General features: G+C 63.8%; 16 protein-coding genes. 6 read left to right on the forward strand and 10 right to left on the reverse strand.

The window, feature by feature from the left end; translation table 11 throughout:
• Positions 1–189: 189 nt before the first annotated feature.
• Positions 190–1,686 carry a sensor histidine kinase gene (locus tag FNA46_RS15355; protein WP_185969873.1) on the forward strand — a complete coding sequence of 499 codons (1,497 nt, stop codon included), beginning with the start codon at positions 190–192 and terminating at the stop codon, positions 1,684–1,686.
• Between the two features lie 34 nt (positions 1,687–1,720).
• Complete coding sequence (locus FNA46_RS15360; RefSeq protein WP_342782393.1) at positions 1,721–2,494, forward strand: peptidoglycan-binding domain-containing protein; 774 nt, start codon at positions 1,721–1,723, stop codon at positions 2,492–2,494.
• Between the two features lie 62 nt (positions 2,495–2,556).
• Here the strand turns inward: FNA46_RS15360 and FNA46_RS15365 are convergent, their stop codons facing one another.
• Entirely contained in the window at positions 2,557–2,790 is a 234-nt protein-coding gene (locus FNA46_RS15365; protein WP_143126088.1) for a hypothetical protein, read from the reverse strand.
• Positions 2,791–3,068: 278 nt separating this feature from the next.
• Here FNA46_RS15365 and FNA46_RS15370 point away from each other — a divergent pair, with 278 nt between their 5' ends.
• Complete coding sequence (locus FNA46_RS15370) at positions 3,069–3,407, forward strand: DUF1491 family protein (protein WP_143126089.1); 339 nt, start codon at positions 3,069–3,071, stop codon at positions 3,405–3,407.
• Between the two features lie 66 nt (positions 3,408–3,473).
• Here FNA46_RS15370 and ligA read toward each other — a convergent pair whose 3' ends face one another.
• Positions 3,474–5,633, reverse strand: coding sequence for an NAD-dependent DNA ligase LigA (gene ligA, locus FNA46_RS15375; protein WP_143126090.1), 2,160 nt, complete (start codon positions 5,631–5,633; stop codon positions 3,474–3,476).
• A 217-nt stretch (positions 5,634–5,850) separates the two neighbouring features.
• Here ligA and FNA46_RS15380 point away from each other — a divergent pair, with 217 nt between their 5' ends.
• On the forward strand, positions 5,851–6,456 hold the full coding sequence (locus FNA46_RS15380) for a cytochrome b (protein ID WP_143126091.1): 606 nt from the start codon (positions 5,851–5,853) through the stop codon (positions 6,454–6,456).
• Between the two features lie 107 nt (positions 6,457–6,563).
• Here FNA46_RS15380 and recN read toward each other — a convergent pair whose 3' ends face one another.
• The 4 genes from recN to FNA46_RS15400 form a co-directional block, all read right to left on the reverse strand.
• Positions 6,564–8,237, reverse strand: a complete 1,674-nt coding sequence (gene recN / locus FNA46_RS15385; protein ID WP_143126092.1) for a DNA repair protein RecN — start codon at positions 8,235–8,237, stop codon at positions 6,564–6,566.
• An 11-nt stretch (positions 8,238–8,248) separates the two neighbouring features.
• Complete coding sequence (locus FNA46_RS15390; protein WP_143126093.1) at positions 8,249–9,115, reverse strand: outer membrane protein assembly factor BamD; 867 nt, start codon at positions 9,113–9,115, stop codon at positions 8,249–8,251.
• A gap of 188 nt (positions 9,116–9,303) precedes the next feature.
• Positions 9,304–10,257, reverse strand: coding sequence for a UDP-3-O-acyl-N-acetylglucosamine deacetylase (gene lpxC / locus FNA46_RS15395; protein ID WP_143126094.1), 954 nt, complete (start codon positions 10,255–10,257; stop codon positions 9,304–9,306).
• Between the two features lie 261 nt (positions 10,258–10,518).
• Positions 10,519–10,812, reverse strand: a complete 294-nt coding sequence (locus FNA46_RS15400) for a hypothetical protein (RefSeq protein WP_143126095.1) — start codon at positions 10,810–10,812, stop codon at positions 10,519–10,521.
• Here FNA46_RS15400 and FNA46_RS15405 point away from each other — a divergent pair.
• A complete protein-coding gene (locus FNA46_RS15405) occupies positions 10,811–11,236 on the forward strand; it encodes a hypothetical protein (protein ID WP_143126096.1) in 426 nt (141 codons plus the stop codon). The two genes, FNA46_RS15400 and FNA46_RS15405, sit on opposite strands and share 2 nt — an antisense overlap.
• Before the next feature lie 125 nt (positions 11,237–11,361).
• Here the strand turns inward: FNA46_RS15405 and ftsZ are convergent, their stop codons facing one another.
• From ftsZ to FNA46_RS15425, 4 genes are all read right to left on the reverse strand, one after another.
• Positions 11,362–13,173 (reverse strand): cell division protein FtsZ, encoded by a 1,812-nt coding sequence (gene ftsZ / locus FNA46_RS15410; RefSeq protein WP_143126097.1) that lies wholly within the window; start codon positions 13,171–13,173, stop codon positions 11,362–11,364.
• 84 nt (positions 13,174–13,257) lie between these two features.
• On the reverse strand, positions 13,258–14,589 hold the full coding sequence (gene ftsA, locus FNA46_RS15415) for a cell division protein FtsA (protein ID WP_143126098.1): 1,332 nt from the start codon (positions 14,587–14,589) through the stop codon (positions 13,258–13,260).
• Complete coding sequence (locus FNA46_RS15420; protein ID WP_425468764.1) at positions 14,586–15,515, reverse strand: cell division protein FtsQ/DivIB; 930 nt, start codon at positions 15,513–15,515, stop codon at positions 14,586–14,588. The genes ftsA and FNA46_RS15420 overlap by 4 nt, the downstream gene beginning before the upstream one ends.
• The gene (locus tag FNA46_RS15425) at positions 15,503–16,429 is read right to left on the reverse strand and encodes a D-alanine--D-alanine ligase (protein ID WP_143126099.1); all 927 of its coding nucleotides are present in this window, start codon (positions 16,427–16,429) and stop codon (positions 15,503–15,505) included. Before FNA46_RS15425 ends, FNA46_RS15420 begins: the two co-directional genes overlap by 13 nt.
• 255 nt (positions 16,430–16,684) lie before the next feature.
• Between FNA46_RS15425 and FNA46_RS15430 the strand changes: the two genes are divergently transcribed.
• Positions 16,685–17,986: an MFS transporter gene (locus FNA46_RS15430; protein WP_143126100.1), complete on the forward strand. Its 1,302-nt coding sequence runs from the start codon at positions 16,685–16,687 to the stop codon at positions 17,984–17,986.
• Positions 17,987–18,010 lie beyond the last annotated feature (24 nt).

An 18,010-nucleotide genomic window follows, 5' to 3' on the forward strand; every position in this document is an offset into this window, starting at 1 on the left:
CGTTAACCACAACGATAGATGCCTCAAAGCGAAACATCTAAAACGGCAAATTGCGCCGTGCGGTGCCCTCCAGCCGCGGGATTTTTATCCTTTCCTTAAGCCACTGCCGCCTATGGTCGGGCCATCAAGAGTTCGCGGTAAGGTACAGGCGTGCGCGTATTCCATTCCATTGGCAGCAGAGCCATTCAGGTGCTGGATCACCTGGGCGGCCGCTGGCTGCAGCAGCTGGGTGACCGGGAGGTGGCACATGCCACTGACAGGACGGCCCTGCGTCTGCTGATGCTGGGTGCGCTCACCGCTCTCGTGCTGGTACCGTCCGTCCTGTCGATGATCGCCAGCCCGGCGATTGCCCTGCCGCTCGGCGTTTCCCTGGTGCTCGTCTGCCTGCTTTCTGTCTCCGCCGCCGCCGTCACGCTGTCGCGGACTGGTCGCACGGACACGGTCGAATGCAACAGCGCCGATCTCGCCTTTGATGCCTGCCCCGGCCTGGTGCTGCTCTGCGATCCGCAGGGGATGATCCAGCGGACCGGTGGCCGCGAGCGCGACCTGCTGCCGTCTTCCCTGCGCGACCGCGAGGGACTGGCGCTGGCCGAAATTGCCCACGTCTCCGATCGGATCGCCGTGCTGCAGGCGCTGGACGCGCTGCGCCAGGGTGCAGCGAGCGCCAGCGTCGATCTGCGCATCGAGCAGGGTTTTACCGTGCAGGGCGGCCGCCAGTTCCTTGGCGTCCGCGTCGAACTCAGTGCGGTCGCCGATCAGAGCGGCGAGCTGCGCCAGGTGTTTGTGCAGATCCGCGACATCACGCAGGAACAGTGCCTGCGCGACGAGGTGGAGGCCTGCGCTGCCGAAGTGCGCGCCGCCAACGAGGCGAAATCCCGTTTCCTCGCCGCCGTAAGCCATGAGCTGCGCACGCCGCTGAACGCCATCCTCGGCTTCTCCGACGTGCTGGCCGGCGAATATTTCGGGCGTCTGGAGAGCGAGCGGCAGAAGGAATATGTCGGCCTGATCCGCCAGTCCGGCGCACATCTTCTTTCCGTCGTCAACACCATGCTGGACATGAGCCGGCTGGAAGCCGGGCGCTATGCGCTGGTCACCGAACCCTTCCGCATCGGCGATGCAGTGGAGGCCTGCCGCGCCATGCTGGATCTCCAGGCCCGCAACAAAGGCGTGACGCTGACGACCCGTGTGACCCGCGGGCTTGCCGACCTCAACGCCGACCGCCGGGCCGTGCAGCAGATCCTGATCAACCTTGCCTGCAATGCCATCAAGTTCACACCGGCCGGCGGCGTCGTGACCATTGATGCGGTGGCAGCCGAGAGCGGTGTCACGCTTATCGTCAGCGATACCGGCATCGGCATTGCCGCTGACAAGCTGTCGCTGGTCGGCCAGCCCTTCATGCAGGTAGACGATGCCTATAACCGTGCCTACGAAGGCACCGGCCTTGGTCTTGCGCTGGTCAAGGGCCTCGTGGCCCTGCACGGTGGACAGTTCCAGATCGAAAGTCGCCTTGGCGAGGGAACCGTGGTAACGGTGACCCTGCCGGCTGCGGGACAGGAGGCGGAAGCGCTTACGCCGGACGCCAGCGAACCGCTTGAATTCCCGCCGCGCCTGGCCCATCTTGCCATGGGGTCCGTAACGAGTAGACAGGGATTGGCGCATGACGGCGCGAAAGCGAAAATCGCCTGACCGCAGAAAGGCTTCGGCTCGCAGGCCGAGCCTTGTGGTCCAGGTCTTTTCGGCAGCCGGCAGCCAGATCGCCCGCTATCCCCGCACTGTCTTCGGCACGCTCGGTCTTTGCGTCGTCTTCTCCTTCGTTGCCGGCAATGCGCTTTGGTACCAGCCGCGCAGCCACCCCTCGCCGTTTCTCGCGACGCGGGATCCCGGCGACATGGAGGCGATCGCCGGCTATCGCCCCAATCGCTTCCCCGCACAGGGGGATGTGACGACCTTCCACATTGCCCGCGCGCCGGAACAGCCGGATCAGGCGGCTGCCGCCACAGAACCCCCGGCACGACCCATCGCGGCACCGGTGGCTGCGGTTCAGCAGGTGATCCCGCAGACGGGCGCCACACCGGTCGCAGGCGATTCGACGCCGGCCGTCATTCCCCACGTCGTTCCGCAGCCGCGGCCTTTGCTGAAGGCGCAGGCGGAGGATCCGGTGGCAGCTGCCATTCGCGCCGCCAGCGACCTGCAGGCCCCGGTTGCCCCACCACCACGACCGCCTGCCGATATCGCTTCGGTTTCACGCGCCAAGCAGGTCGTGCAGGATCCCCTGAAGCCGGTTCCGGTTTCCGCCAGCGCGGAAGTGCAGCGTGTGCTCGAGATCCAGCGCGGACTGCAGAACATCGCCTATCGTGACGTGACCGTTGATGGCGTGGTCGGCGACACGACAAAGGCCGCCATCCGGCATTTCCAGAAGCATTACCGCTTGCCGGTCACCGGCGAGCCGTCACAGGCGGTTCTCGACAAGCTGAAATCGATCGGCGCACTCTAGGTTTTTCACCCGCCACGCTGCGAACCACCTCCGTCAAAGCCAAGCGGCGCGGCAACAGAGCCTCACTTCGGATGTTCCTGGGCAAAGACGAGCATCATCCAGGACACCGGCCCGAGAACGGGATGGGTGTGATGATCGCGCGGCAGCGCCTGTCCCTTGCCGACCGCCACCTCGTCGCCGCAGGTCTTGCAGCGGTAGATGCCGGAATTGAGCGGCACCTGTCCGGGCTGCCACTCCTTGTCGAAGGCCGGCACATTGGACGAAACCAGATGCTGCTGGTATTTGTATTTCGCCATTTCCCCTCCTGTGCATGACCGGGCGGTCGCTTCTGCCGCTCACGATGATGCTGATAGAGGCTCAAGCTTGCGCGAAAGCCACGAGGATGCTGCAGCGCAATCGATAAGATATGCTGAAGACCGCCGCATGACTGTCCCGGCTCCCGCCCATGAAGCGCATGCGATGCCCGTGCGCGTATCAAGCGTGTCGATGCGCCAATCGCCGGTCGCTGGCTTGTATTGCCGGTGACGTTGGCGCAGAAGGCTCACAAATTCCGGTCCATGACAGCGAGGGCAGCATGCGTCTCCGATCCGATATCTTCGTGTCCGCCCTGCTCAGGCGGGTGTTTTCCGCCGGCGGCTTTGCGGCGGTGGAACAGCGCGGCGCCGAACAGGCCGGCGCCATCTTCATCCGCCACCGGTTCCGGGACGGCACGGAAGACCTCTACGGTCCGGCACCGCAGATGCTCGCCGACGACGACGGGGAGCGTCGCTTCGAACGCCGCCTTCAGCGGGTGGAGGCCCCGGACGTGGACACGCTCATCGCACGCGAACGCCGGTTCGACAGCGATCTCTGGCTGATCGAACTGGACACGGAGACGATCGAAGGGCTTTTTGGCGTGGTGAACGCCGACTGACCGACCGCGCCCGCGATCCGCCGGATGGCAGGCCATCGGCCCCGGATCAGGGTCGCAGCCGAACCATCATCCGCCGATCAGTGCCAGCCACTCGTCTTCGTCCAGCGTCTGGATACCGAGTTCACGGGCCTTGTCGAGCTTTGAGCCGGCGCCCGGCCCGGCCACGAGAATATCAGTCTTCTTCGACACCGACCCGGCCACCTTGGCTCCCAGGCTTTCGGCGCGCGCCTTGGCCTCGTCACGCGTGAACTTTTCCAGCGAGCCGGTGAAGACGACGGTCTTGCCGGCCACCGGGCTGCCGGTCGCCACCACCTGTTCCATGGCTTGCGGCGTGACCTCCTGAAGCAGGCGAGAGATCACCTCGACATTGCGTGGCTCCTTGAAGAATTCGACGATGGCGCGCGCCATCACCTCGCCGATGCCCTCGATGGCATTCAACTCCTCCCAGGCGTCGCCGGAGAAGGAGGCGGACTGCTGCATGGCGCTTTCAAAGGCTGCATAAGTGCCATAGGCGCGCGCCAGAAGCTTCGCCGTGGTCTCCCCCACATGGCGGATGCCGAGCGCAAAGATGAAGCGGTTGAGCGCAATATCGCGGCGATTGTCGATCGCATCGAACAGCTTCTTCACACTCACCTTGCCGAAACCATCGATGTTTTCAAGCTTGGTGAGCGGGGACGCCTCCTGACGCTTCTTCAGCGTGAAAATGTCCGGCGCGGTGCGGATCTGCAGGGCGGGATCCTCCGCCTCGAAAAAGAAATCGATCTGCTTCGAGCCCAGCCCCTCGATGTCATAGGCGTTGCGGGAGACGAAATGTTTCAGATGCTCCACCGCCTGGGCACGGCAGACGAAGCCGCCGGTGCAGCGGGTGACCGAATCGAGGCGTCCGGTCTTCTCGTTTCGCTCGCGCACCGCATGGCTGCCGCAGACCGGGCACTTTTTCGGAAATTCGTAAGCCACGGCATCCGCCGGCCGCTTCTCCAGCACCACATCCAGCACCTGCGGAATGACATCGCCGGCGCGCTGCACGATCACCGTGTCGCCAATGCGGATGTCATGCGCTTCCGGACGGATGCGGTCGCCGGAATTGCCGATGCCCCTGATGTAATCCTCGTTGTGCAGGGTGGCATTCGTCACCACCACGCCGCCGACGGTGACCGGCGTCAGGCGCGCGACGGGCGTCAGCGCGCCGGTGCGCCCCACCTGGATGTCGATATCATCCACCGTCGTAAAAGCCTGCTCGGCCGGGAACTTGTGGGCGGTCGCCCAACGCGGCGAGCGTGAGCGGAAACCGAGCCGCTCCTGCAGCGCCAATTCATCCACCTTGTAGACGACGCCATCGATATCATAATCGAGATCCGGACGTTTCAGGCCGATCTCCCGGTAATGCGCGAGAATGTCCGCCACCGAAGACAGCCGCTTCATCAGCGGATTGACCGGAAAACCCCAGCGCGCAAAGGTTTCGACCATGCCCAGCTGGGTGTCGGCCGGCATCTCCGACATCTCGCCCCAGGCATAGGCGAAGAAGCGCAGCTTGCGGCTTGCCGTCACCTTCGGGTCGAGCTGACGCAGCGAACCGGCGGCCGTGTTGCGCGGGTTGACATAGGTCTGCTTGCCCTCCGCCTCCATCTGGGCATTCAGCGCCAGAAAATCGCTCTTGGCCATGTAGACCTCGCCGCGCACCTCCACCACCGCCGGAACGCCGGCCGGCAGCTGCTGCGGGATTTCTCCGATGGTGCGGATATTGGCGGTGACGTTTTCGCCCGTCGTGCCATCGCCGCGGGTGGCGGCGCTCACCATGCGGCCGTTCTCGTAGCGGATCGACATCGAGAGACCGTCGATCTTCGGTTCGGCGGTGAAGGCAATCGAATCGTCCGGCAGGCGCCCGAGAAATCGATAGACGGAGCCGACGAAATCCTGAACGTCCTCGTCGGAAAACGTGTTGTCGAGCGAGAGCATCGGCCGGGAATGCGTGATCTGGGCGAAGGCCGAAGCCGGGGCAGCGCCGACGCGCTGCGACGGGCTGTCGTCGCGCACGAGCTGCGGGAAGCGGGCCTCTATGGCATCGTTACGGCGCTTCAGCGCATCGTAATCCGCGTCGGAAATCTCCGGCTGATCGCCCTGATGGTAGAGAAGGTCGTGGCGGGCGATCTCGGCGGCAAGCCAGGCAAGCTCCGCCCGCGCCTCGTCTTCGCCGAGCGATTCGACAGATGTGCGATGATCGACCATGGGTTCTTCTCCATCCGCAGGCGTCAGGGGGTTTTAGACGAAAGCGGTCCTTGGCAAAACGGGAAAGGCGCGCGGCAAGGCCTCATCCACATCGTTGCGGTCGTCCGACCGGCAATGACGACAATGTGTCGTGGCGTGTGTGGACAGGCAGGAAAGCGCGGCGCTAACGAGTGCAGTGCACAATTCCTCTCCTGAACTCTTCTCCCGGAGTTTTCCCATGGCGCACTCCCTGCGCGACACCGCCTCCCTCACCCCCTCCTCCGCTCTTGTCGACAATGACCTCACCTATGGCACCGTCACCCGCGTGCTGCACTGGGGCATGGCGCTGCTGTTTGCCTGGCAATTTGTCGGAATGACCTTAAAGCTCGTGCTCGGACGAACGCCGCTGGTTGGCGTCTTCACCGGCACGCATGCCTCGGTCGGCACCATCCTGATGGCGCTTGCGATTCCGCGCGCGCTCTGGGGCATCTCAAATCTGGCCCGCCGCCCGCCGCACGGAACAGGCTTCGTGGCGCTTGCCGCGCGCCTTGGCCATCTCGGGCTCTACGCGCTGATGCTCATCGTGCCGCTGCTGGCACTGCTGCGCGCCTATGGCTCGGGCCGTGGCGTGGCCGTCTTCGGTCTGCCGGTGCTGCCGGGTGCGCCTGAAAAGGTGCAATGGATGGTCGATGCCGGCCATGCCGCCCATGGCCTGCTGGCCTGGACGCTGCTCGCTTTGGTCGCCGGCCATGTGGGCATGGTGATCGTCCACCGCTACATCTGGAAGGATGACGTGCTGCATCGCATGGCAGGGCGCCGCGCCGATGCGTTCTCCGCGAAATGAGGTCTGCGATGCCAAGGTAACAACGGCCCGTCTGGTTGCGACCGGGCGGGCCCCGGCGATCCGGCACCATGCATTGCCGGGCCAAACAGGCGCAAGCCCGCGCCGTGTCAGCCGTTCCCGGCCAGCAGGCGCGCTGCGGCGGCGCGTGCCTCATCCGTGACGGAGGCGCCCGACAGCATGCGGGCGATCTCCTCGGCCCGATGATCCGGCGACATGGTGGCGACGCGGGTGGCGATCTTGTCCGAACCGTCGCTGGCAGGCCCCTTGGAAATCAGGAGATGGGTCGCCGCCCGCGCCGCCACCTGCGGCGCATGGGTGACGGAGAGAACCTGCACCTTGTCCGACAGCCGCTTCAGCCGCTGGCCGATGGCATCGGCCACCGCACCGCCAACGCCGGTGTCGATCTCATCGAAAACGAGCGTCGGCGCAGAGCCTCGGTCGGCAAGCGCCACCTTCAGCGCCAGCAGGAAGCGGGAAAGCTCACCCCCGGAGGCCACCTTCATGATCGGCCCGGGCCGCGTGCCGGGATTGGTCTGCACGTGGAATTCGACGGTATCGATGCCTTCCGCCGCCGCATTGTCCGGATCGGCGGTGACATTGACCATGAAGCGGGCACGCTCCAGCTTCAGCGCCGGCAGTTCGGCCATGACGGCGTCAGCCAGTCCCGTGGCAGCCTTGTGTCGCTCGGCAGACAGCGACCGCGCGGCCCGGTCAAAGGCAGCATGTGCCGCTTCGGCCGTCTTTTCCAGCTGACCCAACCGCTCCTCGCCCGCATCGAGATCGGCGAGATCGGCCACCATCTTTTCCGCCAGCGCCGGCAGGTCGGCCACCGCCACGGAATATTTGCGGCTGGCGGCGCGCAGGGCAAAGAGACGCTCCTCGACACGCTCCAGCTCGCGCGGATCGAATTCGGTGCGGCGAAGGGCGGCCTCCACCTCCATCTGCGCATTGGACAGATTGTCGAGCGCCGAATCGAGCAGTTGTACCGTTTCTTCCAGAAGACCCGGGGCCTCATGGCTCTTGCGCTCGAGCCGGCGCACCAGCGAGGCGATGAGCGGCACGGGCGAACCGTTGCCGTTCAGGAACTCGGAAGCCTCGGCAATGTCACCGGCGATACGTTCGGATTTCTGCATCCGGGCGCGATGCTCGGCAAGCTCGTCCTCCTCGCCGTCGCGGGGGCTCAGCGCCCGCAATTCCTCGACGGAGGCGCGCAGGTAATCGGCCTCGCGGGCTGCGGCTTCAACGCGGGCGCGATGCGTGTTCAGGGCCCGCTCCGCCTCCCGCCACGTGCGATAGAGGACGGATACCTCGCCCACCATCTCGGTCAACCCGGCAAAGGCATCCAGCAGCGTGCGATGGGCGTTGATGTCGACGAGTGCGCGGTCATCATGCTGGCCGTGAATTTCCACCAGCATCTGGCCAGTCTGGCGCATCAGCTGCACGCTGACAGGCTGGTCGTTGATGGAGGCCTTGGTGCGTCCATCGGCCGACTGCACACGACGAAAGATCAGGTCACCCTCGTCATCCAGCCCGTTCTCGCGCAGAAGAAGACGCGCGGGATGATTCGCTGCGATATCGAACACCGCCGTCACCTGGCCCTTGTCCAGGCCATGGCGCACGAGGCCGCCGTCGCCACGGCCACCGAGCGCCAGCGACAGGCTGTCGAGCAGAATGGATTTACCGGCCCCCGTCTCGCCCGTCAGCACGGACAGACCACTTTCAAAGCCGAGGTCCAGCCGCTCGATCAGGACGATATCACGGATCGACAACTGGATAAGCATGGTCTTCCCGTTCAGGCGCCGATCAACTTGGCTCCGGCGCGCGAAATCCACGAACCGCGGTTCTCACGCGGCTCCAGGCCGCCGCCCTTCAGCAGTTTGAAGGAGTCGGTATACCACTGGCTGTCCGGATAGTTGTGCCCCAGCACAGCGGCCGCCGTCTGCGCCTCTTCCGTCACGCCCATGGCATAATAGGACTCGACCAGACGCGCGAGAGCCTCCTCGACCTGGTTGGTATTGCCGTAGTTTTCCACCACGTTGCGGAAGCGGGCGATCGCTGCCAGATATTCCTTGCGCTCGAGATAATAGCGGCCGATCTGCATTTCCTTGCCGGCCAACTGGTCACGCGCAAAGCGGATCTTCGCCTGCGCATCCTCGACATATTCAGACTTCGGATAGTTGTTGACGACCTTCTGCATGGCGTCGATCGTGCTGCGGGCCATCTTCTGGTCCTGTGTCACATCGACGATCTGCTTGGAGTAGGACAGGCCCACCAGATACTGCACGTAGGCCGAATCTTCCGACTGCGGATATTGCTTCATGTAGCGGTTGCCGGTGGTAACCGCATCGTCGTAGCGCGCCAGACGATACTTGGTGAAAGTGCTCATCACCAGCGCCTTGCGCGCCCAGTCGGTGAACGGATTCTGCTTGTCGATCGCGTCGAACTTGCGGCTGGCTTCGGCCAGATTGCCCGCCTTCATGTTCGCCAGGCCCTGGTTGTAGAGCTGCTCCGGCGGATCCACGTTCAGGCCAAGCTTGGTGATGTCGATGTCCGGGTCTGACTGGCAAGCGGTGACCAGGACACTGGTACCGACCAAAAGCAGGGACACCGCAGCAATGCGCGCCGTGTTCCTTATTCCAACAGACTTCGTCTCAGTCATTCGACAGTTCCCGATTGTCACGCGATGTTACATCGTCCGCCCGAGAGGCCTTGTAGCCATAAAGGAAGCGGCAGAGCAACGCAATGATGGCGCTTTGACGCAAATTTATGGCGGCAGGAAGGGCCTGTTTGCAAAAAGAAAGGCCGCCTCGAAGGAGACGGCCAAGCCCTCAACCTGCCCGGAGCTTCTCAGCCGGCCCAGGGTGCAAATTCTGCGGTGCTGACGGCGACAAACTCGCGGGCACGCACCCGCTGGCTACGCATCGGCGCCTCCACGATCTCATAGGCCGAGCGGTCGCTGAGCAACGCCTTCAGCGCGTTGGCGTTCATCTTGTGGCCGCCGCGATAGGAACGGTAGCAGCCAATGAACTGCGCACCGGCGAGAGCCAGATCGCCGACGGCATCAAGCGTCTTGTGGCGGACGAACTCGTCCGCATAACGCAGGCCCTCGACATTGACGACCGTATCGTCGTCGGAAATCACCACGGAATTTTCGAGCGAGGAGCCAAGTGCGAAACCGGCCGCCCACAGGCGCTCCACATCGCGCATGAAGCCAAAGGTCCGCGCGCGCGCCAGCTCGTCACGAAACACCTGCGCTGTCAGTTCGCCCTGCCAGGACTGGCGGCCGATCAGCGGCGAGGCAAAATCGATCTCGACTTCGAAGCGCGTGCCATCATGGGGCCGAAACTCAGACCAGGAAGCGCCCGAATCGATGCGCACCGGCTTCAGCACGCGGATGTAGCGACGCTTTTCACCGAGATTGACGATGCCGGCCTGCTCGATGGCTTCGATGAAGGCGATCGAGGAACCGTCCATGATCGGCATTTCCGCGCCGTCCACTTCCACCACCAGGTTGTCGAGACCAAGCGCATAGAGCGCCGCCATGACATGTTCGATGGTAGCAACGGAACGGCTGAGCGAGGTGCCGAGCACGGTGCAGAGATCGGTATTGCCGACATTCGAGGAAACAGCGCGATATTCGGCCGTGGTGCCATCGGCGAACTGACGGCTGAAGACGATCCCGGTACCTGCTTCTGCAGGCTGGAACGTGATCGAAACCGGGCTTCCCGAGTGAACGCCGATTCCCGAAAGCGTCACGGGAGCGGCGATTGTCGTCTGAAAGCCCAGAAGTCCGATGGTCATGTGTCTTGCCTTTGTCATGCCGCACGCCCAGAAGCCGGGGATGCAGTTTCTTTCCGGTTTCTTAAATCCGCCTGGACGGATGAACCGATCTTTCTCGATTATGTACATACGGCGACCGCACGCCCATTCCAAATCACTGTTTCTTTCGCTCTGTTACGAAGTCACCCGTTTGATTTCACGGAGTTTTTCGCAAGGCATACAGAAAGTGTGAACAGGGATCGGGCTGCACGTCAGACTGTGGCTTGACGATGGCGTCACACTTTAAATACTGTGTAAAAAAGCGTAAAAAACAACGAAAAACACGGAGGAGACGCTCATGCCGACAGCAACCGAGGCGCCATGGCGTCGTTTCAGGCCAAAGCCGCAGATGGCAGCATGTATTTCATCTGCGATATACATAACATTCGCAATTTCCGGCCTCTCCTTGACTTCACCGGCCGTGGCGGCGAGCCCCTGCGGCCTGCGCGTCACCGACGTCGCAATGTCATCACAGCAGCCCGCCGTCAGCGGGCGGGACGACTGTGCCGGCAGCGGCCATGACAGTCTGTTAACCATGTCCGGACTCGATGTGGGTACCTCGACCCCCGCTTATGGCGAGGACGGCTACATCCTGTCTGCACGCGTCGGGCTGCGTCCTTGCGATGACGGCCAGAAATGCATCTTTGCCGCACGCGACCAGCAGAGCAAACGCACCCTCGCCTTTCCCGGCAGCGAGTCGCTGAACTTCAATGTCGCGCTGCAGTCGCAGCAGACATTCCGGGTCAGGTCGCTGAAGATCCGCAATCCGGATCGAACGACACAGTCCATCATGTTCGTCGGCAAGCTCCCCTCCGGGAGCACGACTGCCTATGCCGTGACCGTGCGCGGCAACATGCCGGATCTGCAGACCTTCATCTTTCCCGACAGCTTCGGCGATGTGGTCTCCGTCAGCTGGAGCCCCAAGGGAACCCAGGTCACCGATATCCGCCTCACCCACTGAGCGGACTTTTCAACAGGCCGTGCTTCAACAGAAAATGCCCGGATCGCCGAAGCGGTCCGGGCATTTTCTTCTCAGGCTTGCGAGGCGGAGAGATGTGGCCCGGTTCGTCACCGGGCCTCTGGCCGTCAGGTGGACTGACGGCGCAGGAAAGCCGGAATTTCCAGCTGATCGTCTTCATGATGCGCGCGCGAGGACGGAGCGGCGCGACCATGGTCATCGAGGTTGCCGCGGCGCGGCGCATAGAGGCTTGCCTCCGGCGACAGCGGACGACGCTGCTGCGAGGATGCCGCCGGCGCCGACGTCATTTCACCGACATTGGCTTCGTCGTCTTCGCGGCGGCCGAGCGAGTTGGTGATCCGCTTGAGGAGGCCCATCGGGCCACGCTCTTCGCCGGCAGGCTGAACCGGCTGGCTGCGGTGTTCCATCTCGGCCTTCACGACCGGCGGGAAATCCTCGACGCGCGGCATGCGAACCTGCTCGGGCGCGGTGCGAATGACGGGCGCGGCCTGTTCCATCGGCTGCGGCGCCATACGGGGAGCCGCAGGCATCTGCATCGGCTGCGGCTGCGGCATCATCGGTGCGGGCTGCGGCTGGGCGGCATAGACCGGAGCTGCCTGCTGGACAGGGGCCGGAGCCGGCGCCTGGACGGGACGGTTCATGACCGGCTCGGCCGACTGAAACAGGCGGCTCTGCGGGCGGAATTCATCCTGAGCGGCAACCGGTGCAGGCTGGTGATGAACAGGCTGCGGGGCCGGAGCCGAGGGCTGCAGGCTGGAGATCGACAGTTCGCGTTCCATCTGGGCTTCCGCCTGACGGATCGTTTCGGCAACCGGGTCAACCGGGACGGAACGGGGTGCCTGCGCCATTGCAGGCTGGGCTGCGGCCGGTGCCGAAGCAACGGCCGCGGAGGGACGGATAATCGGCTTCTGCGCAGCGCGCATTTCAGCGGCACGCAGGTCGTTTTCGGTCATGGCGCGGTCGATGCCGGTGGCAACGACGGACACGCGGATCACGCCTTCCAGGGCTTCGTCGAAGGTCGCGCCGAGGATGATGTTGGCGTCCGGATCGACTTCCTCGCGGATGCGGGTGGCCGCTTCGTCGACTTCGAACAGGGTGAGGTCACGACCGCCGGTGATGGAGATCAGGAGGCCCTGCGCACCCTTCATCGAGGTTTCATCGAGCAGCGGGTTGGCAATCGCGGCTTCGGCGGCCTGCATGGCGCGGCCCTGGCCGGAAGCTTCGCCGGTGCCCATCATGGCGCGGCCCATTTCGCGCATCACGGAGCGAACGTCGGCGAAGTCGAGGTTGATGAGACCTTCCTTCACCATCAGGTCGGTGATGCAGGCAACGCCGGAGTAGAGCACCTGGTCGGCCATTGCGAAGGCATCGGCAAAGGTGGTCTTGTCGTTGGCAATGCGGAACAGGTTCTGGTTCGGGATGACGATCAGCGTATCGACCGACTTCTGCAGTTCCTGGATACCCATTTCCGCCAGGCGCATGCGGCGCTGACCTTCGAAGTGGAACGGCTTGGTGACGACGCCGACGGTCAGGATACCCTTGTTGCGGGCGGCCTGGGCCACGACCGGTGCCGCCCCCGTGCCCGTGCCGCCGCCCATGCCGGCGGTGACGAAGCACATATGTGTGCTGCTGAGATGATCGATGATTTCATCGAGGCATTCCTCGGCGGCCGCGCGGCCGACTTCCGGCTGCGAGCCTGCGCCGAGGCCTTCGGTTACCTGCACACCCATCTGGATGATGCGCTCGGCCTTGGACATGGTCAGTGCCTGGGCATCGGTATTGGCGACGACGAAATCGACGCCTTCCAGGCCCGCGGTGATCATGTTGTTGACGGCGTTGCCGCCGCCGCCGCCAACGCCGAAGACGGTGATCCGAGGCTTCAGCTCGGTGATATCCGGCTTTTGCAGATTGATGGGCATGTAACCGTTCCTTCTTTCTCTGGCCGCCTCGCCAAGCGGGCCGATTCTTTCAACTGGGCTGACGCTCTCGCCTGTCCTCAAGCGTCAGAAACTTTCCTTGAGCCACTGCCCCATGCGGGCGATGCGGCTGTTGCCATTGCCTAGCGAAGCCAGAAGCCCGCCCTGCCCGGCATGTGTTTCCATGTCCGCCACCTGCGGATAGATCAGCAGGCCGACCGCGGTAGAAAAGGCCGGACCCTTGGCTGCGGCCGGCAGGCCCGAAACCCCCATCGGGCGGCCGATCCGCACATTGCGGGCCAGGATCCGGCGAGCCGTTTCCGGCAGGCCCGTCAGCTGGCTCGCACCGCCCGTCAACACGACACGCTTGCCGACGATCGGGCTGAAGCCCGACTTCTGGATGCGGTCGCGAATGAGCTCCAGCGTTTCTTCCAGGCGGGCCCGCACGATCCGGGTCACCAGGGATCGCGGCACCTGCGTCGGCAGGTCGCGGTCGTCCTCGCCGATCGGCGGCACGGCAATCATGTCGCGCTCGTCCGCACCGGTACTGATGGCGGAGCCATGCACCACCTTCAGACGTTCGGCATCCTCGATGCGGGTGGACAGCCCGCGTGCGAGGTCCGTTGTCACGTGATGGCCACCAATGCCGATCGCATCGGTATGCACAAGCTTGCCCTCGGCAAAGACCGAGATCGTCGTGGTGCCGCCGCCCATATCGATGGCCGCACAGCCGAGTTCCACTTCATCGTCCACCAGAGCCGCCAGACCGCTGGCATAGGGCGTTGCCACAATGCCTTCGACCGACAGATGCGCGCGGTTGACGCACAGCTCCAGGTTCTTCAGCGCCGCGCGCTCGGCAGCCACCACATGCATGTCGACCCCGAGAAGATCGCCGAACATGCCGAGCGGATCGCGAATGCCGCGCTCGCCGTCCAGAGAAAAGCCCGTCGGCAGCGAATGCAGCACGGCACGCTCCTGACGCAGCGACTGGTGGCTGGCTGCGGCCAGAACCTTGCGCAGGTCGGAGGCTTCCACTTCCTGGCCGCCAAGATCGATCGTCGCCGTATAGACATCGCTGGTGATTCGTCCAGCAGAGACATTGACGATAAGACTGTCGACCGTCAGCCCCGCCATACGCTCGGCAGCATCGACGGCGAGACGTACGACGCTCTCGACCGCATCCAGATCAGCAATCACGCCAGACTTCACGCCGCGCGACCGCTGGTGACCGATACCGATGATTTCAACGCTATGCGTGCGATTCGGCAAGATCTGACTTTCCGCACGCGGCGTCAGACGGCCGATCATGCAGACAACCTTGCTCGAACCGATGTCGAGCACCGACACGACGTGCGAACGCTTCGACGAAAGGGGCTTCAGACGGGGCAGGCCGAAACCGGCAGAACCGAACAGGCTCACGTGTCACCCCCCGTCTTCAGAAGTGCCTTGGTGCGCGCGGCAACGGCGGCGGCACGGCGCTCGGCAGCCCCTTCCGTCAAGCGGACCGTGGTGCGGTCGGGCAAGCGCAGGTCGACTGCGGCGACATCGCGCTCCAGCAGGCCCTGGGAGGCCTGAAACTTTGCCAGCAGCGTCAGCGCCTGCTGCACGTCCGTCTCCGGCAGACTCACCACCACGCCATTGTCGAGATGGAGATCCCAACGGCGGCTGGCAACCCGCACATAGGCGCGGACGCGATGCTTCAGGTCCGGCCATTTCGCCATTTCCTGCTCGAAGTCCGCAGCAGCCGTTTCGGCATCGCGGCCAACGAACAGCGGGAGCGACGCAAACTTGTTGTCTCTCAGCGGCGCAATCACGCTGCCATCCTTCTCGATCAGCGAGAGTTCGGAGCCATGCTGCCAGATGCCGAAGGCGCGCCGCTCGCGCAGCGTCACCTCGATCGTCTTCGGATAGATCTTGCGGACCTCCGCATATTCCACCCAGGGAAGCTCACCGAGACGACGACGGGCGCCCTCCACATCGAGCGACAGAAGCGACGTCGCACCATCGAGACCCAGCATCTGCAGGATGTCGATCTCGGAGGTCTGGACATTGCCGGAGACCATGACCTTTTCGATGGCAAAACCGGCGGCGGACGTCGTGGCCTGCGCCACATCCTGCGTGTGGCCACCCACCGACATGCCGTAAAAGCCGACCGCGCCGAACATCAGAAAAACGGACGCCGTGCCGGTGTGGCGCGGAATATGAATGCGGCCCGTCGCAAGGCTGACACAGAAACGAACGACGCGACGCAGCGGGCGCGGCAGCACCATCCGGTCATCGGCGACCGGGTACTGCGACGGGCGCCCGCGAGATACCGGGGCTTTCTTGTCTCTCAGCGCGAACACGATGCGTCCTCCACCATCCAGCGGACGAGATCACCAAAGGAAAGGCCGGCATGAGCGGCCATTTCGGGCACCAGCGAGGTTGGCGTCATGCCGGGCTGGGTATTCACCTCCAGCCAGACAAGCTCACCATCCCCGGTCGATTGTTCGTTGAAGCGGAAGTCGGACCGACTCACACCGCGACATCCCATCGCCTGATGCGCCTTGAGAGCGAGTGTTTGTACGTTTTGGTAAATATTTGGTGAAATTTCCGCCGGGATGACGTGACGCGAACCGCCGGCGGCATATTTCGCATCATAATCGTAAAAGGCACCAGAGAGCGGCACCACTTCGGTAACCCCCAGCACCGTGTCACCCATGACGCCGCAGGTCAGTTCGCGACCAGCCACATAGCGCTCCACCAGGACGCGATCGCCATAACGCCATTCGGACGAGCCCAGCACCTGAGGCGGATGCGACTGCCCCTCGCGCACGATCACGACACCGAAAGACGACCCTTCGCAGACCGGCTTGACGACGTAAGGCGGCTCCATCGGATGTGCGGAACCGATCTCGTGGCGGTCCAGCACCAGACCGGCTGCGACGGGAACCCCGGCGGCGGCGGCGACAATCTTCGCACGCGCCTTGTCCATGGAAAGAGCCGAGGCCAGAACGCCGGAATGCGTATAGGGAATCTGAAGATATTCGAGAATGCCCTGAATGGTCCCGTCCTCGCCGAACGGACCGTGCAGGGCATTGAACGCCACATCGGGACGCAGATCGGCAAGAACAGCCGCAACATCACTCCCGACATCGATGCGGGTCACGCGGAAACCTTCAGCCTCGAGCGCCGCTGCGCAGGCATTGCCGGACGACAGACTCACGGGGCGCTCGGAGGACAATCCCCCCATCAGAACCGCCACATGCTTGCCACCCATAAATCGCTCCCTGAACGCTGCCGTGATCGCCCGAGAATCATTCCCGCTGCAGCCTTATTAGAGCCTGAACATAGTTAATGAATCGTTTACTTTGGTTAACCCGCGAGGCGGCAGCGGGGGGCGGCACAGGGCTTGCGGTCCCCCTGCATGGCGTCAGAAAAATGCGCAAAAAAAGTTTCATTCGCAGGAAAACTGCTTTATGGCAGCGCAAACCCTTCCTTTTAATGCTCCTGCTCAACCTCATTGGAAATGATGATGACAAATGCGATGCCAAAGGCGTCGCCGGCAGCAGCGCCGTTGACACCTGCTTTGAACTCCCCTGCACGTGTCCTGACGGCGAGCCTTGTCGGCACGACGATCGAATTCTTCGACTTCTATGTCTATGCGACGGCGGCCGTCCTGGTGTTCCCGACGCTGTTCTTTCCGAACAGCGACCCGATGACCGCCCTGCTGGCCTCCTTCGCCACCTTCTCCATTGCCTTCTTCGCGCGCCCCTTCGGCGCCGTGGTGTTCGGCCATTTCGGCGACCGCGTCGGCCGCAAGACCACGCTGGTGGCCGCGCTGCTCACCATGGGCATCTCCACCGTCGTGATCGGCCTGTTGCCCTCCTATGAACAGATCGGCGTTATCGCGCCGCTGCTTCTGGCGCTGTGCCGTTTCGGCCAGGGCTTCGGTCTCGGCGGCGAATGGGGCGGCGCGGTGCTGCTTGCCACCGAAAACGCACCGCCCGGCAAGCGCAGCTGGTATGGCATGTTCCCGCAGCTCGGCGCGCCCGTCGGTCTCTTCCTGTCCTCGGGCATCTTCTGGCTGCTGCTGCACGTCATGCCGCAGGAGGCGCTGCTGAGCTGGGGCTGGCGCGTGCCTTTCCTCGCTTCCATTCTCCTGATTGCCGTCGGCCTCTGGGTTCGCCTGTCGATCACGGAGACGCCGGCCTTCCAGAAGGCGATCGACAAGCATGAGCGCGTCGAGGTACCGGTGGCCGAACTGTTCCGTCACCACAAGCGCAGCCTGCTGCTCGGCACCTTCGTGGCGCTCGCCACCTTCGTGCTGTTCTACATCGGCTCGGCCTATCTGCTGTCCTACAATGTGAAGGTTCTGAAGATTCCCTTCACCGATGCACTCGAAGTGCAGCTGCTGGGCTCGGTGGTGTTCGGCCTGTTCATTCCGCTCGCCGGCAAGCTGGCAGACCGGGTGGGGCGCCGCGAACTGCTGATTGCCGTCACGGTGCTGATCGGACTGTTCTCCTTCCTGCTGCCGACCCTGATGACGAGCGGCGAGACGGCGATCTTCATCTTCTCGGCCGCATCCATGGCGCTGATGGGCGTCACCTACGGCCTGATCGGCACGGCACTCGCAGCGCCGTTCCCGACGGCCGTGCGCTATACCGGCTCGTCCATCACCTTCAACCTGGCCGGCATCTTCGGGGCATCGCTCGCCCCCTACATCGCCACCTGGCTGCAGACGACCTATGGCATGACCTATGTCGGCTATTATCTCGGCCTTTCCGCGGTGATCACGCTTCTTTGCATCCTGCTGTCAGGCAAGGAAGAAGTCTGAGCCACGGCGAAGACCGGATGACAA

Source organism: Affinirhizobium straminoryzae (genome assembly GCF_007004135.1).
In the GTDB taxonomy this organism is placed as follows: domain Bacteria; phylum Pseudomonadota; class Alphaproteobacteria; order Rhizobiales; family Rhizobiaceae; genus Neorhizobium; species Neorhizobium straminoryzae.

Excerpts from the sequence above, each read along its gene's own strand:
- recN (WP_143126092.1), bottom strand. The coding sequence starts at position 8,237 with ATGCTTATCCAGTTGTCGATCCGTGATATCGTCCTGATCGAGCGGCTG.
- FNA46_RS15365 (WP_143126088.1), bottom strand. The coding sequence starts at position 2,790 with ATGGCGAAATACAAATACCAGCAGCATCTGGTTTCGTCCAATGTGCCG.
- lpxC (WP_143126094.1), bottom strand. The coding sequence starts at position 10,257 with ATGACCATCGGACTTCTGGGCTTTCAGACGACAATCGCCGCTCCCGTG.
- FNA46_RS15425 (WP_143126099.1), bottom strand. The coding sequence starts at position 16,429 with ATGGGTGGCAAGCATGTGGCGGTTCTGATGGGGGGATTGTCCTCCGAG.
- FNA46_RS15430 (WP_143126100.1), top strand. The coding sequence starts at position 16,685 with ATGACAAATGCGATGCCAAAGGCGTCGCCGGCAGCAGCGCCGTTGACA.
- FNA46_RS15405 (WP_143126096.1), top strand. The coding sequence starts at position 10,811 with ATGTCCGGACTCGATGTGGGTACCTCGACCCCCGCTTATGGCGAGGAC.
- ftsZ (WP_143126097.1), bottom strand. The coding sequence starts at position 13,173 with ATGCCCATCAATCTGCAAAAGCCGGATATCACCGAGCTGAAGCCTCGG.
- FNA46_RS15400 (WP_143126095.1), bottom strand. The coding sequence starts at position 10,812 with ATGGTTAACAGACTGTCATGGCCGCTGCCGGCACAGTCGTCCCGCCCG.
- FNA46_RS15370 (WP_143126089.1), top strand. The coding sequence starts at position 3,069 with ATGCGTCTCCGATCCGATATCTTCGTGTCCGCCCTGCTCAGGCGGGTG.
- FNA46_RS15390 (WP_143126093.1), bottom strand. The coding sequence starts at position 9,115 with ATGACTGAGACGAAGTCTGTTGGAATAAGGAACACGGCGCGCATTGCT.
- ligA (WP_143126090.1), bottom strand. The coding sequence starts at position 5,633 with ATGGTCGATCATCGCACATCTGTCGAATCGCTCGGCGAAGACGAGGCG.
- FNA46_RS15380 (WP_143126091.1), top strand. The coding sequence starts at position 5,851 with ATGGCGCACTCCCTGCGCGACACCGCCTCCCTCACCCCCTCCTCCGCT.